General features: G+C 70.0%; 16 protein-coding genes and 1 pseudogene. 8 read left to right on the top strand and 9 right to left on the bottom strand.

All coding sequences use genetic code 11. The features are described from left to right. Positions 1-41 precede the first annotated feature (41 nt). Positions 42-1,160, top strand: a complete 1,119-nt coding sequence (locus tag OG811_RS23760) for a pyridoxal-phosphate dependent enzyme (RefSeq protein WP_406068790.1) — start codon at positions 42-44, stop codon at positions 1,158-1,160. Here the strand turns inward: OG811_RS23760 and OG811_RS23765 are convergent. Continuing rightward, positions 1,130-2,557, bottom strand: a complete 1,428-nt coding sequence (locus tag OG811_RS23765) for an alpha/beta fold hydrolase (RefSeq protein ID WP_406068791.1) — start codon at positions 2,555-2,557, stop codon at positions 1,130-1,132. The two genes, OG811_RS23760 and OG811_RS23765, sit on opposite strands and share 31 nt — an antisense overlap. Positions 2,558-2,966: 409 nt before the next feature. Here OG811_RS23765 and OG811_RS23770 point away from each other — a divergent pair, with 409 nt between their 5' ends. Genes OG811_RS23770 through OG811_RS23780 form a run of 3 tightly spaced genes read left to right on the top strand, consistent with a single transcriptional unit; the run spans position 2,967 to position 5,628 of the window. Further along, positions 2,967-3,800 carry a CPBP family intramembrane glutamic endopeptidase gene (locus OG811_RS23770; RefSeq protein ID WP_406068793.1) on the top strand — a complete coding sequence of 278 codons (834 nt, stop codon included), beginning with the start codon at positions 2,967-2,969 and terminating at the stop codon, positions 3,798-3,800. After that, entirely contained in the window at positions 3,797-4,972 is a 1,176-nt protein-coding gene (locus tag OG811_RS23775; RefSeq protein ID WP_406068794.1) for a histidine kinase, read from the top strand. The genes OG811_RS23770 and OG811_RS23775 overlap by 4 nt, the downstream gene beginning before the upstream one ends. Further along, on the top strand, positions 4,969-5,628 hold the full coding sequence (locus OG811_RS23780) for a response regulator (protein WP_406068796.1): 660 nt from the start codon (positions 4,969-4,971) through the stop codon (positions 5,626-5,628). The genes OG811_RS23775 and OG811_RS23780 overlap by 4 nt, the downstream gene beginning before the upstream one ends. Positions 5,629-5,700: 72 nt before the next feature. Here the strand turns inward: OG811_RS23780 and OG811_RS23785 are convergent, their stop codons facing one another. The 8 genes and pseudogenes from OG811_RS23785 to OG811_RS23820 all read right to left on the bottom strand — a co-directional run bounded on the left by OG811_RS23785 (position 5,701) and on the right by OG811_RS23820 (position 11,658). Next, a complete protein-coding gene (locus tag OG811_RS23785; protein ID WP_406068798.1) occupies positions 5,701-6,606 on the bottom strand; it encodes an epoxide hydrolase family protein in 906 nt (301 codons plus the stop codon). Between the two features lie 119 nt (positions 6,607-6,725). Further along, a complete protein-coding gene (locus OG811_RS23790; RefSeq protein ID WP_406068800.1) occupies positions 6,726-7,433 on the bottom strand; it encodes an NADPH-dependent F420 reductase in 708 nt (235 codons plus the stop codon). Between the two features lie 31 nt (positions 7,434-7,464). Further along, positions 7,465-8,409: an SDR family oxidoreductase gene (locus OG811_RS23795; protein WP_406075883.1), complete on the bottom strand. Its 945-nt coding sequence runs from the start codon at positions 8,407-8,409 to the stop codon at positions 7,465-7,467. Positions 8,410-8,542: 133 nt separating this feature from the next. Next, positions 8,543-8,680 (bottom strand): hypothetical protein, encoded by a 138-nt coding sequence (locus tag OG811_RS23800; protein ID WP_406076018.1) that lies wholly within the window; start codon positions 8,678-8,680, stop codon positions 8,543-8,545. A gap of 203 nt (positions 8,681-8,883) precedes the next feature. Then, positions 8,884-9,066, bottom strand: a pseudogene (locus OG811_RS23805) (NAD(P)-binding domain-containing protein); the annotation flags it as partial. A gap of 125 nt (positions 9,067-9,191) precedes the next feature. Beyond that, positions 9,192-10,094 carry a TIGR03619 family F420-dependent LLM class oxidoreductase gene (locus OG811_RS23810; protein WP_406068802.1) on the bottom strand — a complete coding sequence of 301 codons (903 nt, stop codon included), beginning with the start codon at positions 10,092-10,094 and terminating at the stop codon, positions 9,192-9,194. A gap of 134 nt (positions 10,095-10,228) precedes the next feature. Further along, on the bottom strand, positions 10,229-10,852 hold the full coding sequence (locus OG811_RS23815; protein ID WP_406068804.1) for an NADPH-dependent F420 reductase: 624 nt from the start codon (positions 10,850-10,852) through the stop codon (positions 10,229-10,231). A 71-nt stretch (positions 10,853-10,923) separates the two neighbouring features. Further along, positions 10,924-11,658: an SDR family NAD(P)-dependent oxidoreductase gene (locus tag OG811_RS23820; protein ID WP_406068806.1), complete on the bottom strand. Its 735-nt coding sequence runs from the start codon at positions 11,656-11,658 to the stop codon at positions 10,924-10,926. 132 nt (positions 11,659-11,790) lie between these two features. Between OG811_RS23820 and OG811_RS23825 the strand changes: the two genes are divergently transcribed. The 4 genes from OG811_RS23825 to OG811_RS23840 all read left to right on the top strand — a co-directional run bounded on the left by OG811_RS23825 (position 11,791) and on the right by OG811_RS23840 (position 15,797). Beyond that, entirely contained in the window at positions 11,791-12,792 is a 1,002-nt protein-coding gene (locus tag OG811_RS23825; RefSeq protein ID WP_406068808.1) for a LysR substrate-binding domain-containing protein, read from the top strand. 202 nt (positions 12,793-12,994) lie between these two features. Further along, positions 12,995-13,336: a YbaK/EbsC family protein gene (locus OG811_RS23830; RefSeq protein ID WP_406075885.1), complete on the top strand. Its 342-nt coding sequence runs from the start codon at positions 12,995-12,997 to the stop codon at positions 13,334-13,336. A gap of 139 nt (positions 13,337-13,475) precedes the next feature. Beyond that, entirely contained in the window at positions 13,476-14,039 is a 564-nt protein-coding gene (locus OG811_RS23835) for a TetR/AcrR family transcriptional regulator (protein ID WP_406068810.1), read from the top strand. 156 nt (positions 14,040-14,195) lie between these two features. Next, positions 14,196-15,797, top strand: a complete 1,602-nt coding sequence (locus tag OG811_RS23840) for an AMP-binding protein (RefSeq protein ID WP_406068812.1) — start codon at positions 14,196-14,198, stop codon at positions 15,795-15,797. Positions 15,798-15,828: the final 31 nt, after the last annotated feature.

Below are 15,828 nucleotides of genomic sequence, written 5' to 3' on the forward strand. Positions count from 1 at the left end.
CGACCGCCCACCTGCGCGGTGCAAACCGGCACACGCAGGCGGTGAGCCTGCGGTGCGCCGCCGGACACGTCACGTCCGACCCGGCGCTGTGGCGGTGTCCGGACTGCGAGGCTCCCTGGGAGTTGGCCACCGCGCCGGTGTTCGACCCGCAGGCGATCGACACCAGCACGTGGTCGCTGTGGCGTTACGCGGCCATGTTGCCGGCCGTACCGCCGACCACCCTCGGCGAGGGCGGCACGCCGCTCGTGCCGGTCGCCGTGCCGGAGGGGGAGTTCCTGGCGAAACTGGAGTTCCTGTCACCGACCGGCTCGTACAAGGACCGCGGGACTGCCGTGCTGGTCAGCCACCTGCGGGCGCTGGGCATCGAGGAGGCCGTCGAGGACTCGTCGGGCAACGCCGGTGCGTCGCTGGCGGCGTATGCGGCAGCGGCCGGGCTACGGGCCCGGGTCTTCGTACCCGCGCACGTCGGCGCGGGAAAAAAGCGCCAGATCGCCGAGATGGGGGCCGAGGTCGTCGAGGTCGTGGGCGGTCGGGGTGCCGCCGCTGCGGCCTGCCTGCGGGAGACCGGCGCCGCCGCGTACGCCAGTCACTGCTGGAACCCGCTCTTCCTCAGCGGTCAGTCGACCTGCGCGTGGGAGATCTGGGAGCAGCTCGGCGGCTCGGTGCCCGACGCCGTGGTCTGTCCCGTCGGGCAGGGCAACCTCTTCCTCGGATTGGCCCGCGGGTTCGAGGCGCTGCGCCGGGCCGGGCTCGTGGCCGCCGTGCCGCGGATGTACGCCGTGCAGTCGACGGCTTGCGCACCCGTGGCGCAGGCCTGGCGAGCGGGTTGGCCGCAGCCCGTCGCGGTGGACGAGGGGATGACGATCGCCGAGGGCATTCTGACCAGCCGGCCGGTGCGCGGCGACGAGATTCTCCGGGTGCTGCGCCACACCGGTGGGGCGGCGGTCAGCGTTGCCGACGACGAGGTCCGCGCGGCACAGCGGCATCTGCGTGGGGTCGGTCTGTCCGTCGAGCCGACGAGCGCCGTGGCCGTCGCCGCCCTGCCGCTGTTGCGCGACCAGATTGCCGGAGCCCAGGTCGTGGTGCCGCTGACCGGCTCCGGTCTGAAGACGATGGACGTGGGGGGAGCTCAGGACAGCAGGAAGCCGCGCACTGCTTGATCACCGACGGGGTTGCGGCCCTGAATCGAGTGCCCCATGCCCGGGATGGTTACCAGCCTGCCGTGCGGCGTGCGGGCGGTCTGCTCGACCGCCCACTCAAGTGGTGTGGAGAGGTCCCGGTCACCGTTGATCAGGAGCACGGGCATGGCCAGGTGCGGGTGCGGTGGTCGCGGGTTCGGGCGTGCCGGCGGCCAGTGCCGGCAACCGCGAACCACACCGTGTCCGGTAGTGGTCCGCGGCTCGAACGGCCACACCTGATCGGTGCGTAGCCTCCGCACCGTCTGGTCGATGGCCGGGTCCCGTTGCCGCAACGGCGTCGTCGAGTCTCCCCACGGTGTGTGGATCAGGTCCGCGCAGAGCGTCGCCAGGTGCAGGCCCGCGCTGTACCGGTCAGGGCGCGCACCATCGCCATCCTGCAGTTCGGCGATGGCGTCGTTGAGGGGTGCCGGATCGCCCTGGGCGGCCTTCCGCAGGAGCTTCAGCACTGGGAAGAAACCCGCACCGGTCAGCTTCGGATCGACGATGCTCGCGGCCACGATCAGATCGAAGACGCCGACGTCGTTGCCGTAGCGGCGCACGACGTCGGCCAGTGCCGCCGCCGGGTCGAAGCCGCAGCCCTGTTCCTGGCAAGCCTGGCGCAGCATCCACCCGGTGCGGCGCAGGCTGGCGGCGTACAGTGCGTCGGGCCCATCCTGCGGAACCACCGAGTCGAGCACCATCCGATGTACCCGGTCCGGAAAGGTCAGTCCGTACTGCTGGGCAACGAACGATCCGTAGGAGACCCCGTCCAGCGTCCACTGCGAAACGCTCAGGGCCTGACGCAGGTCCTCGAGATCGGCGACGGTGTCTGCCGTCGTGTAGAGGCCACGGTTCGCACCGAGCAGACGCGCACACTCGCGTACCGCCTCGGGCGTCGGCGCGGTGACGTCGGACGTGCCCACCTCGGCCTGGAGCGCCTCGCAGGTGAGCGCGCCCGCCCCGGTGCCCCGCTGGTCGATCATGACGAGGCGGTAGCCGTCGAGGAGGTAGGAGAAGCGCTCACGCAGCCGCGGGAGCAGGCTGGCGCCCGCCTGGCCTGGCCCGCCGGTGAGCAGCAGGAGCGTCCCGCGAGGTGCGGCCGCGTTGTCGGCGGTCGCGACCCGCAACCGCAGCGATCCCGGTGCGCCTCCGTGGCGGTCGAGCGGCACGGTCAGGTACGAGCAGGTGAAGCCGACACTGTCGGAGCAGGGCTGCGGATCCTCGAGCCGGGGGTCGGCCCGGAGGGCGGCACCCTCCGGTGTGGCCACGGCGGTGGGCGTCTCGTCCCTCGATGCGGGCCGCGTCGCGGCGCCCAGCGTGGCGCACATGACGCCGGCCACGGTGATGCCTGTCCAGCGCCCCACCCGAGTAGCCCGCATGGTGTTCCCTTCCGGGCGACCACCAGCAGTTGCTACTGCGGTGACGCCTTCAGCTCGTCATCGATCTTCACGTACAGTGCGGTGGCGAGGGTGTCTCTGTCGACGTGCACGTGGCCTCCATGGTCATCGTTGCTTCGCAACGTCGATCATGGACACCCTCGCTTCGTGTCAGCTACCCCTTGGAATAGATCATCTAGTGGCCTGCGTTTGGGTCGTAGAACTACTCGTCGTCGACGCCGAGCCAGTACGTCTGCTGACGTTCGGGCGGGGCTGCCCGGTGCGGCCCAGTCTGTCCCCCGTGCGAGCTACCTGCGAATGTCCACCGTGCGGTGACTACTTCGGGCGGGCAAATCCATAGCGTTCGGGGTACCCCGCGACGCTCCCGCCGCGGCTTCTCAAAGGAGTCATCGTGCGTCTGATGTGGCAGCTCTTGGCGGTTGCGGCGGTCTGGATCCTCGGCAATCTGGGCACGGCGGCGGAGAAGGACACCCCCTGGCTGGCGCTCGTCGCCGGCCTGCTGACGGCCGTCGTCGGGGTCCTGGTCTACGGCTGGGTGGTGCGGCGAACCGAGCACCGGGCACCCCTCGAGGTGTCGCTGAAGGGAGCAGGTGCCGGGATCAGCTGGGGCACGCTGCTCGGCATTGCGCTGTTCGGGGCAGTCATCGCGAACATCGCCTTCTTCGGTGACTACACGATCAACGGCCTGGGCTCGCCGGCGAGCGCCGTCAGCCTGCTCGGGATCATGGCGGGTGCCGCTGTGGCCGAGGAACTGGTCTTCCGCGGTGTCCTGTTCCGCAACATCGAGCGCTGGACCGGAACCTGGATCGCGCTCGCGCTGACCGGCTCGCTGTTCGGCCTGATCCACCTGGCCAACGCGAACGCGACCCTGTTGGGTGCCGTCGCTATCGCCATCGAGGCAGGCGGGATGCTGACCGCCGCGTACATCGCCACCCGCAAGCTGTGGGTGCCGATCGGTCTGCACTTCGGCTGGAACATCGCCGCGAGCGCCATCTTCAGCACCGAGGTGTCCGGCAGCAACACCGCGCAGGGCCTGCTGGACGCGACGATCTCGGGTCCCGCGCTGGTCACGGGCGGCGACTTCGGACCGGAGGCCAGTGTCTACGCGGTGGTGTTCGGCGTGCTGGCTACCGGCGTGTTCATGTGGCTCGCCTACCGGCGTGGTCACGTGGTCCCCGTCCGTCGCTCGGCCCGGGCGGACGTGGCCGCTAGGCTCTCCCGGTGATCGATCTCCGGCGGGTCCTGGACCGGTGGCGGCAGCTCGATGTCACGGTCCGGGACCTGCCGCTCGCGTTGCTGCCGGCGGTCGCATCGTTCGTGCCGGCGTTGCACGGGCTGGGGACGGAGGTCGGCGCGCTGCCGACCCGTCCCTTCGACGCGCTGGCCGTCGTGGCGATCGTCCTTCAGTGCTTCCCGCTCGCCGTTCGCCGGCGGTGGCCGGCCGCCTGCCTCGTCCTGGTGTTCCTCGGCTTCGCCCTCGACCAGCTCCGGGGTTACCACACGCTCGCGGGCGCCGGGCTCGCTATCGCGCTGCTGAGCGCGGGTGCCTACCTGGAACGCCGTCGCCGCACGGTCACGATCCTCCTCTCGGGTGCCTATGTGGTGCTGGCGCTCGCGATCGACCTGGTCGGCGGGACCGAGCGGGCGGACGGGTACCTGACGTTCTACCTGGCGCTGGTCCTCGTGTGGGCCGTCGGCTCCTGGCTGCGCTCCACCCGGGTCGCCGAGACCGAACGGCGCCTCCGGGTCGCCGAGGAGACCCGCACCGCGGAACGCACGCGGATCGCCCGCGAGCTGCACGACGTCGTGACGCACCACGTGACGGCGATGGTCGTGCAGACGGAGGCTGCCAGGTACCTGACAGACGCCCCCGATCGTCTCGACGAGACACTGAATGCGGTCACCGACACGGGCCGGCGGGCGATCGGCGACCTCCGAAACCTCCTGGACCTGCTCGACCCGGGCCACGACGGCGCGGCCCAGGCACCGTTCCTCCGGGACCTGCACATGCTCGTCGAGCAGACCCGTCAGGCCGGGCAGCCGGTAGAGCTCACCGAGGAGGGCACGCAGTCGGAATCCGCCGGGAGCGCCGAGCTGGTCGCCCACCGGGTGGTGCAGGAGTCCCTGACCAACGCCCTCAAGCATGCCCACGGCAGCCCGACGGCGGTCGGCGTGCGCTACGACGAACGGGAGATCACCGTGCAAATCAGCACTGCCGGGACCGGACCTGAGCAGGCCCTCGTCGGCGCCCGCCCGCGGTCTCCCGGCGGGAGCGGTCGGGGGCTCGTCGGGCTGCGGGGAAGGGTGGAAGCCCTGGGTGGCGAGTTCAGCGCGGACCGCGGGGCCGACGGCGGATTCGTCGTCCTGGCGCGCATCCCCACCGGGAGCCGGTCGTGAGTGCGCCGATCCGGGTCCTGGTGTGCGACGACCAGGCGCTGATCCGCACCGGGTTCGCGACGATCATCGACGCCCAGCCCGACCTCGAGGTGGTCGGCGAGTGCGAGGACGGGCGGGCCGCCGTCGACCTCGTTGGGCGACTGAACCCGGACGTCGTGGTGATGGACGTCCGGATGCCGGTGCTCGACGGTATCGAGGCGACCCGCCTGCTGGCCGGCGCCGGGGTGGCGCGTCCCGTCAAGGTGCTCGTGGTGACCACGTTCAACCTGGACGAGTACGTCTACGAGGCGCTGCGCGCCGGGGCGAGCGGGTTCCTGCTCAAGGACGCCCCGGCGGCGCAGCTGCTGAACGGCATCCGCACGGTCGCCTCCGGGGCGGCGCTGCTGGCGCCCGAGGTGACCAGGCAGCTCGTCGGCAGGTACGCGACGCGGATCCGGCCCACCGAGGGCGCCCCCGGCGACACGGCGCTGACCCGGCGCGAGCTGGAGGTGCTGCGTCTGATCGCCGACGGCCTGTCGAACGGCGAGATCGCCGCGGCCCTGGTGATCAGCCAGGAGACGGTCAAGACGTACGTGTCGCGCCTCCTGGCCAAGCTCGGCCTCCGCGACCGCGTGCAGGCGGTGGTCTACGCCTACCGCAACGGGCTGGTGACCTGAGGGTGGCGCACGGCGACGCCCGTGCACAGGCTGTGCACGGGCGTCGCCGTCAGCGTCAGCGACGGGCGGTCGTCACTCCGCCCCGAGCGCTGCCACGGGTGAGGTGCGCGCCGCGGCCCGCGCCGGTAGCACCGAGGCGAGGAGCGCGGCGAGGAGGGCGATGGCCAGGACCGCCGCGAAGGCGCGGTACTTCTCGACGATCCAGGCCAGGAGGCCGGTCGGGGAGTCGGACAGGGCGTGGGCGAGGGTGAGCGGCCGGGTGTTCTGCTGGTGCTGGTAGCCGCCCTCCTCGGCGCTCCAGGTGGCGACCTGATCGAGGTAGGCCTGTTCGTCCGGGGTGAGGCTCGCCGGGTCGTACTCCTGGGGTGCGGCGACGGCGAGCAGATGGATACCCACCAGTGCATCCTGATTGGCTTCTGCGAGGCGCGAGGTGATTCCGGCGCCAAGGTCGCCGCCGTGGGCTGCGTACCGGTCGAAGCCGAGCTCGACGCTCATGAGCCGGTGCCAGATCTCGTGCGTCTGGAGCGCGGGCGGGAGGGTCGGACGCTGCGGTGAGAACGCATAGCCGGGCAGCGAGGGAACGATGACCGTGAACGCGTCGGCCGGGTCACGACCGTGCTTCGACGGTTCCGCGAGGCGCCGGGCGAGCTCGGCGAGCTCCAGGAAGGTGCTGGGCCAGCCGTGGGTAAGCACGATCGGCAGGGCACCCGGTCGCTCGCCGTCGAACCGGAGGTAGTGGACGGGCGTGGCGCCGACGTCGGCGATGTGGTGCGGCAGCGCGTTGATCCGCGCCTCGTGCGCGCGCCAGTCGTAGCCCGAGGCCCAGTACTCCGCCAGGCGGCGCACCTCAGTGGTGTCGGCGCCCGCCTCCCAGCCGTCGACCGGCCACGGTGCGGGCCATCGAGTACTGCGAAGCCGCGCGCGCAGGCCTTCGAGGTCGGTCTTGGTCACCGCGATCAGCGGTTGGTGGTCGGTCATGTGCCTCTCCTGGTCATGCTCGTGCGCGGTGACCAGGCTCGCTCGTGGCCCCGCCCGATGCCTTCCGGACGGGGCCGCAACACGGCCAGGGTCATACTGCGGCCCGCGCCAGCTTGCGGTTATCGCGTTGCGGTGGCCAGTGCCGCGCGGATGGCGTCCGCGCCGGCTGGCCGGCCCTTCTCGTTCGAGGCCGGCCCGTACGGGGTTCCCCACACAGGCGTGCCCGTCGCCTGCCGCCAGCTGTCGGCCAGCGGTCCCGCGTCCACCACGCCGTACCCGATGGAGGCGATGAATTCGGTCACCGCTGCCTTCGCGGGTGCGGAGTCGCCGGCGATCGGCAGGTATGAGCGGTCGGCCGCCCCCGCCGGGCGGGCGAGTGAGAGCAGGTGCTTGAAATAGATGGTGTTGAACGCCTTCACGAGCTCGGCGTCCGGGGCGTACCGCAGCAGCAGCTCGCTCGAGGTGAGCGACGTGCCGTCGAGCTCGGGGATGTGCCCGTCACGATCGGGGCCGTAGTTGCAGGTGTCGATGACCGTCTTCCCCGCCAGCGGCGCGGCGGGGACGTCGGGGAAAGCCGTGACCGGCACCGTGACCACGACGATGCCACCGGCCGCCGCGGCTTCCTCGCGCGTCGCCGCGGAGGCCCGCGGCCCCAGTTCCGCGACCGTGTTCGCGAGCGTCTCGGGACCGCGTGAGTTGCTGAGCACGACCTGGTGGCCGGCCGCGACGGCGAGCCGCGCGATGGTGCTGCCGATGGATCCGCTTCCGATGAATCCCACGGTTGTCATGTTCTCGATGTCCTTCCAGTAGGGCCTTCTCCTTGTCATGCCGGACGCGTTGCGATGGGGGTTCCTGCTGTCAGGTAGCGGAGAAGTAGTGGCCGTTGTCCAGATCGGCGAGGAGGCGGGGCTGAGCGGGTTCCCAGCCGAGGGTGCGGCGGGTGATGAGGTTGGACGTCGGGTAGCTCTGCGTGGCGACGTTCGTGAGGAACCCGAAGTATCCCGGCAGCATCAGCTCGTCCAGGGGGACGCTCACGGCGGGCACGCCCAGGCGGCTGCCGATGGCCTCGGCGATCTCGCGGAACGGGATGCCTCCGTCCTCGACCGCGTGCCAGTAGCTGCCAGCCGGGCCCTTCTCCAGCGCCAGGCGGAACAAGGAGGCAGCGTCACGGGCGTGCACGGCGTTCCACCGGTTCTCGCCGTCTCCGGGGTAGCCGGCGAAGCCCCTCTCCTTCGCGAGCGCGATCAGGGTGGGGAGGAAGCCCCCCTGGTCGGTCGTGCTGTGCGCGATGTTGGCGATCCGCACGACCGAGGACCGCACGTTCTGCTCGGCGAGCCCGATGACGGCGGCCTCCACGACGTTACGGGCCCGCAGGGTGCCCTTGTGCTCGTCGCCGACGGGAAGGGCCGGGTCGTCCTCGGTGCCCGGCCGGCCCAGGTCCCTCCCGCTGCCGGGCGAGCCGATGCTCCCCGCCGCGACCAGCGGCTTTCCGGTCCCCGCGAGAGCCTCGCCGTACGCGAGCATGATCGGGAGCTCCGCGGCGGCCACGGCGGCCACCCCGCCGGACGGGAGCAGGTCCTGCCGGTGCGCGACGTGGATGACGCCGTCGGAGTCCGCAGCAGCCTCCTTGAGCCCCTCGAGGTCCTGGAGGTCGCCGCGGCGTACCTTCGCGCCGAGCGCGGATAGCGCCGCCGCTGCGGTGTCCGAGCGGGCCAGGCCGGTGACCTCGTGCCCGGCGGTGACGAGCTCCGGGATGATGTACGAACCGGAATGGCCGGTCCCGCCAGTGACGAAGACGCGCACGGTACTACTCCTTGTGAGTGATGCGGGGGAAGCGTTGGTGGTGCGGGGTGGGCTCAGCCGGGGTGGGCTCAGCGGGGGAAGTCGACGCCGAGAGCGACGTCGAAGGTCCCCGCGCCGTTCCGGGCCAGGCCCATCAGCAGCGGCCGACCCCTTCCAGCCAGCGGGCCATCTCCAGGCCGCCGACATCGAGGGGACGCAGCCCGAGGCTCTCGATGAACGCCGACACGCTCGCCTTGGCCCGTGCGTCGTCTCCAGCGAAGAACACGTCCAACGGACGCTCCTGGACCAGGACGTGGCCGAAGACGTGTTGAACGCCTTCACGACGTGCGCGCTCGCCGGGGCCGCCTTGACGATCTCCTGCGCACCGGACGTGCCCTCAGGAGTGACAAGCCCGGTGGCGTCGGCGTTGAAGGTGTTGGAGATGTCGATGATGACCTTGCCGGCCAAGGCATCCCCGTACTGGGCGATGACCGGCACGGCGCTGGCGTACGGCACGGCGAGGACGACGATGTCGCCCACAGGGACGGCGCCGAAGCTCCCCGCCGTGGCCCCGACGCCGAGCTCGGCGGCAAGGCCTTTGGCCTTGGCCGGGTCGCGGCCGATGAGTTGGACGGAGTGGCCGCCCGATACCGCGCGTGAGGCGATGGCGTGGGCCATGCCCCCAGGCCGATGAAACTGATGCTGCTCATGATGAGTACTCTTTTCCTCTGGTCTGAATCGAACGGCTTGCCCGTCCGTCGTTTCTTAGGTGGTCGTTTATTGGCTGGTCGCTTCTTAGGTGGTCACAACCGGCCGGTACGCGCGATCACCTCGCCGGCGAAGTCGAGCAGCTGGTCAAGGCTGGTGAACATCGCGAAGGCATCGAAGTACGCCTCGTCAACACCGGACTCGGCGTACCGCTTCAGCTGGTCCGCGACCGAGTCCACGGACTTGCCCGGATCGAGGTTGATCCGCATGGCCGTCTTGAGTGCGTCGGGATCGCGACCGGCGTCCTCCGCCGCTCGACGCGCGATCGACCACAGGCGGCCGGCACCCTCGTCCTGACTACTGATCGACGCAGCGGGCGCCGGCCCTTCGACCCCGAGCCAGCCCACCCCGCTGCGGCCGACCCGGCGCATCGCGGCCTCGCTGGCACCACCGATCCAGATGGGCGGCCCGCCCACCTGGACCGGACGCAGGCCGGCGTGGACCGGCGCCATGGTGAAGAACTCGCTGTCCCAGGACACGGGACTGGTCGTCCACCACGCCTGCAGGAACGCCAGCATGTCATCGAGCATCCTGCCGCGCCGGCTCCAGTCCGCGTTGCGGGCCACGTCGTACTCCTGCTTCATCCACCCCACCCCGACTCCGACGCCAAGGCGTCCGCCGCTGAGCACGTCGAGCGTGGTCAGCTGCCGGGCCAGGTGCGGCGGCTCGTAGTAGAACGTGCTGAGCGTGCTGGTGTTCAGGCGCACCCGGCTGGTCGCCGCCGCAGCGACGGTCAACAGCAGCATCGGATCGAGGGAGCGGGTCATCTGCGGCCCTCGGTCCAGATAGCCGCTGCCCAGATCAACCGGCGTGACCAGGCGATCACCGATCCACAGGGTGTCGTAGCCAAGGTCCTCGAGTCCGCGGACGAAAGCGCTCAGGGCGGGGGCGTCGCTGACGGCGGGCCCGACAACAGGAATCACGAAACCGAGCTGCATTGCGTTGAGCCTCCTCGGGCGAATTCCTTCGCCACTGTTGATGTCTGACAGCGGCGAGCCGGTGGTCCATCGACCAACCAGAGCGCACGGCATTCTGTTCGCCGACTGCTTGGTGACCCCCGGGGGCAGCTGGGTCAGCCCGTGAACTCGTTGACGCCTAGGGCGAAGTTCCCGTGGCCGATCCCGTTGCCGGCGAGGCCTACCGTGAGCACTCCCGCTCCTTCGAGCCAGTGCGCCATCTTCAGGCCGCCGACGTCCAGCGGGCGCAGGCCGAGGCTCTCGATGAATGCCGCCACGTCCGCCTTGGCCCGCGGGTCGTCACCGGCGAAGAAGACGTCGGGCCGGCCGTTCTCCAGAACGCCACGGAAGATGGTGTTGAAGGCCTTGAACACGCTGGCGCTGGCCGGGGCCACCTTGGCGACCTCCTGCGCGATCGAGGTCGCCTCGCTGTGGGCCAGGCCGTCGAACGCGGCGTTGAAGGGATTGCTGATGTCGACGATGGTCTTGCCCGCGAGGGCGTCTCCGTACTGGGCGACGGTCGAAACGACACCGGCGTACAACACGGCCGTGATGACGATGTCCCCGGACGGGACGGCACCCCACTCGCCCGTCGTCGTGCCGCCGCCCAGAGCCTTGGCCAGGCCCTCGGCCTTGGAGCGATCACGTGCCATGATCTCGACGGAGTTGCCGCCCGCTACAGTGAGCGTGCCGATCGTGCGGGCCATGTTCCCCGCACCGATGAACGTGATGCTGCTCATGAGGTGTGCCTCTTTCTCTGTGCTCGAGGCGCCTGTTCTCCAGGCGCCGCTCTGACTTGTTCGTGCGTGGTTCAGATAGCGGTGGTGCCGCCGTCGGCGACCAGTTCCAGACCGTTGACGTAGCTGGAGTCGTCGGAGGCGAGGAACAGGGCGATGCTGGCTATCTCTTCGGGACGGCCCATCGTTCCGCGGGGGATGAGGGACTCGAATGCGGCCCTCGTCGCCTCGTCGAACAGCTCTTCCTGCTTGGCGGTGCCGACCTGGCCGGGGGTCAGGACGTTCACCCGGATCTTGCGGTCGCGCAGCTCGTTGAGCCAGACACGGGCCCAGGCCTGCTGGACGGATTTGCTTCCCGCGTAGAGGCTCCAGCCGGGGAAGGCGCCGAGGGACGCGTTGGAACCGGTCATGAGGATCGAGCCGTGGTCGTTGATCAGTGGCAGGGCCTTCTGCACGGTGAACAGGGTTCCGCGTGCGTTGAGCGAGAAGGAGCGTTCGAACTGTTCCTCGGTGATCTCGCCGAGGACACCAGGTTCGCCGAACCCGGCGCCGGCCCACAGCACGTCGATCGAGCCCTTTTCCCGCTTGACGGTGTCGTACAAGCGCTCCAGGTCGTCCAGGTCGGACGCGTCACCCTGGACGGCGGTCACGTTGCGGCCGATCAGCTTGACGGCGTCGTCCAGCGCTTCCTGCCGCCGCGCCTGGATGAAGACATACGCTCCTTCCTCGACGAACAGCTTGGCCCCGGCCAGCGCCAGGCCGGTGGATCCACCGGTGATCACCGCGACCTTGCCATCGAGCTTTCCCACGGTCACTCCTTTGAATTGATGGGTTTCCGAAACGGGAACGGAAGAGGCCCAATTATTGATGTGCTCATCCTGGTTTTAGGCCTGCCATCAAATGCCGATCCCGAATTCTTGTACCGATTTCCCTCGGCTGTCATGAACGATGCCATTGGCCGGAACGGGTGTCCAAGACCTGTTTCAGCCGTGGTGATACCCTCGAGGCATTGCCGGACCTGGAGGGCCCCCATGGATCTGGACCTGCGCAAGCTGCGCTACTTCGTCGCCGTCGCCAACAGGCTGCACTTCGGCCGCGCCGCCGACGATCTGCACATCGCGCAGCCGGCGCTTAGCCGGCAGATCCGCGCGCTCGAACAGGATCTCGGCGCCTCCCTGTTCACCAGGGACAGCCACGGCGTCACGCTGACCGACGCGGGCCGACAACTCCTGGACGACGCCGGTCCGCTGCTCGCCTCCGCGCACGCGGTCCGGCGCCGGGTGTCCGCGACCGCCCGTGGCGGCCAGCGGCTGGTGATCGGTTTTCGGGCCGGCATCCCGGTCATTCCCGCGGCGCGGGAGTTCGGTGGCCGCCATCCGGACGTGGTCGTGGACGTGCAGCGCATGGAATGGGACGACCAGGTCCCGATGCTGCTCGACGGCCGCGTCGACGTCGGCTATGTACGGCTGCCCATCGACGAGACCGGCCTGCGCCTGACTCCCCTCTACACCGAGCCGCTCATGGTGGCGCTGCCCGCCGATCACCGGTTGGCCGGCAAGGAGGAGGTCACCGAGGCCGACCTGGCCGGTGAGCCGCTGATCTGGCATGCCGACGCGAGCACGCAGCCCACCAGGCGCCCGCACCCCGACTCCGGGCTCCGGGTGCGCGGGGTGGAGGAGAAGCTCGAGCACGTCGCGGCCGGCCGCGGCATCTCGTTCGTGGGGCGTTCGGAGACCGTGTTCTACTCACGGCCGGACATCAGCTACGTGCCCGTCTCGGACTTGGCGCCCGACCAGGTATTCATCGCGATGGCGGCGTCACGCACCTCGCCGATGGCCGACGACTTCTTCGCCGCGGCTCAGGCGACGGCTGAGATCACTGCAGAATGCGGGAACTACGAGATGTGGCAGATTGTGACCGACGCCGCTTCAAAGCGCGGTTGAGCAGCTCGGCTGACATCAGGTTCCTCACTCGACCGGTTGCTTTGTGCTCTGGAGGCCTGCGGGCTATTGTGACCGCCGTGCGGAGGGTCACATACCTGCGTGCTCAAGCCCGAGAGGTGGAGAATGAGCGACGCAGATCGTGTGATGGACGGCGCGGAGCGGTTCGAGGCGGACGCGGTCGCGCGCGGATCTCGACGTTGAGATCGTCGAGCATCCGGAGGCGCAGAGTCTCGCAGAGGTAGCCGATCTGCTCAGCGTCGAGCCGGGCGACATCGTGAAGTCGCTCGTCGTGAAGCGGCACGACGGAAGCTTCTTGTTCGCACTGATCCCCGGCGGCCGCAAGATCTCGTGGCCGAAGCTCCGCGCGGCGGTAAGCGTCAACAAGCTGCGGATGTCCGACGACGGAGTGGCCCTCGACGCGACGCCGGGCCATCGTCCACGCCGCCCGGTACCCGGTCCGGCACGGCGATCGTCCGCAGCTCGCAGCCGCGTACGCCGAGGAACGCACAGCGCAGCGTTGCCTCCTGTGCCGCCGGGACGGTGACCAGGAAACCATCTGAGCCGCTACACGCTCTCAGCCAGCGAATTCGTTGGAACGCCGACCGGCCCGGCCTGCATGGGGTAGCCGTTCGGGCGGCCGGTTGGCCTCTTGTCCACACCGTTCCCATGTCTACGGTGTAGACATGGGAACGACCGCCGACCGCCTGGTAGGCATTGCCCGCGACCTCGTCATCGCCGAGGGGCCCGCCGCGGTGACCATGCGCCGGGTGGCTGCCGCGGCCGGAATCACCCCGATGGCGATTTATCGCCACTATGCCAACCGTGAGGCGCTGCTGCGGCGCGTTGCCGACGAGACGTTCGGCGACATCTCGAAGCGGTGGGCCGACCGCCAACCGGGTCCCGGCAATCTCATTGCCGACCATCTTGACGATCACCTCGACTTCGCCCTCGGCCAGCCGAAGCTGTACGACTTCGTCTTCACAGATCCGCGCGAGGGCGCACGTCGGTTCCCCGACGACTTCCGCGACGGCGGCTCGCCGTCGCTGTCCCTGGTCACCGACGCGCTGCGGAACCAGGGCTTCGGCGACGGCGACGGCGACGATCTCCTGGAGCTGGCACTGGCCTTCGGGGCCCTGATACACGGCCTCGTGCGGCTGTACCACGGCGGCCGCATCGCCATGTCCCCGGCCGGGTTCCGCGCGCTCTGCCACCGACTAGTAGGGAGGACGCTCAATGTCCACAATTGAGCCCGCATCGGCACCGATGCGGGTGCCGGACGCACCGGCCGGACGAAACAGATCCCCCATGATCGCGGACGGACGCGACCACACCCGGGCCGACGCCGGTACGCCGCTTGTGCCGACGCTGGATTTTGACCGCGACGGCGACGCGGCAGGTGACCGATGAACGCGGCGCGCTATGTGACGAGCATGATCGATGCGTTCGACCGGTACGGCGACCGGACCGCGTTGGTATCGGCGGACCGGGGCATCGGATATCGCGAGCTGCTGGCCGTCACCTACCGGCTGGCCCGGGCGCTGCGGACACAGGGAGTAGAGCGCGGCAGCGGCGTCGTCTGCCTCGTCACCAACACCCCGGAGGCGCTGTACCTACGGTTCGCGTGCCATGTGCTGGGCGCCCGGTACGTCGCCGTACAGCTCAATGCCCTGACCGAGGATCTCGAACACATTCTCGCCGACGCCGACCCGGCCGTCGTCGTGTTCGACCCCCGGGGTACCCCGCCGGACCAGCCCGTTCCGCTGGTCGCGGAACGCGCCGGCGTGCGGCTCGTTCTCGCGCTCGGTCCGGCCGCGGCGACGACCGACCTCCTGGCGCTGGCGGCGACGCAGCCGGCAACGCCGATCGCCGTCGCGGCCGAGGAAGGCGACGTCGCCGGCATCTGCTACACCAGCGGAACGACCGGCACCCCCAAGGGGGTGGCGTGCACCTTCGCAGCCCTCGCGGCGGCGTCCGAGGCCAGCGCCCGGATGGCGGCCGGCCTCCCGCTGCCGGACGGACTCCGGTTCATCGCCGCCACCTCCATCGCCTACGCGGTCGGTGATCTCGCCGTGCAGATGCTCGTCCTCGGCATTGCGGTGGAGTTGCACGAAGTGTTCGACGCGGGCGCGTTCTGGGCAGCCGTACGGCGTTCGAGTCCGGTCGCCACCTTCCTGTACCCGCCGCAGCTCTACCAGTTGCTCGACCATCCCGCCGCGCCCACCGGGCCAGGCAGTGACCTCGCCCTGGTCGTGTATGGCAGCTCACCCATCGCGCCCCGCCGACTGCGCCAGGCGATCGAGCTGCTCGGCCCGATCTTCCTGCAGGGTTACGCGCAGACCGAGGTCACCTCGGTCACCGTCCTGACGCCCGAGGATCACCTGGCGGCGGTGACCGACCGGCCACAGCTGCTGGCTTCGGTCGGCCGCCCGGTGCCCGGCTGCACGATCTCCATTGTGGACCCGAAGGGGCGCGACCGGGCGCCGGGAGAGGTGGGGGAGGTCTGCGTACGCTCGGCGTCGGTGATGACCGGGTACTGGCGCCAGCCGGAGCTGACCGCCCAGGTCATCCGGGATGGCCGACTGCACACCGGGGACCTCGGCTACCTCGACGACGACGGTTACCTCTACCTGGTCGGCCGGCTCCGGGACATGATCATTATCAATGGCCGGAACTGCCACGCGGCGCCTATCGAGGCCGTCCTGACCGGTCATCCGCAGGTGCGGCAGGCGGCCGTGGTCGGCGTGCCCAGTGACGAGACGGGTGAGGCGGTCCACGCGTTCGTCGTACGCGCACCGGGCCGTCCGATGGGCGCGACGGGACCAGGCAACCAGGCGGAGCTCGTCGACGCGGAGCAACTGCGAGCCCTCGTCACGGACCAACTCGGCGTGCTACGTGCACCGGCAGCGGTCACATTCGTCGACGACATACCGCTCACCGCCGCTGGCAAGCCTGACAAGAAGGCTCTGCGGGCCAGCCTGGACGCGACGCTGGCGGGTGCGCGGTGAATACCTCATCGGTAGTCGAAGCCCCGCCGGT

Origin of the sequence: Micromonospora sp. NBC_01638, from assembly GCF_045209745.1 — a bacterium.
Taxonomy (GTDB): domain Bacteria; phylum Actinomycetota; class Actinomycetes; order Mycobacteriales; family Micromonosporaceae; genus Micromonospora.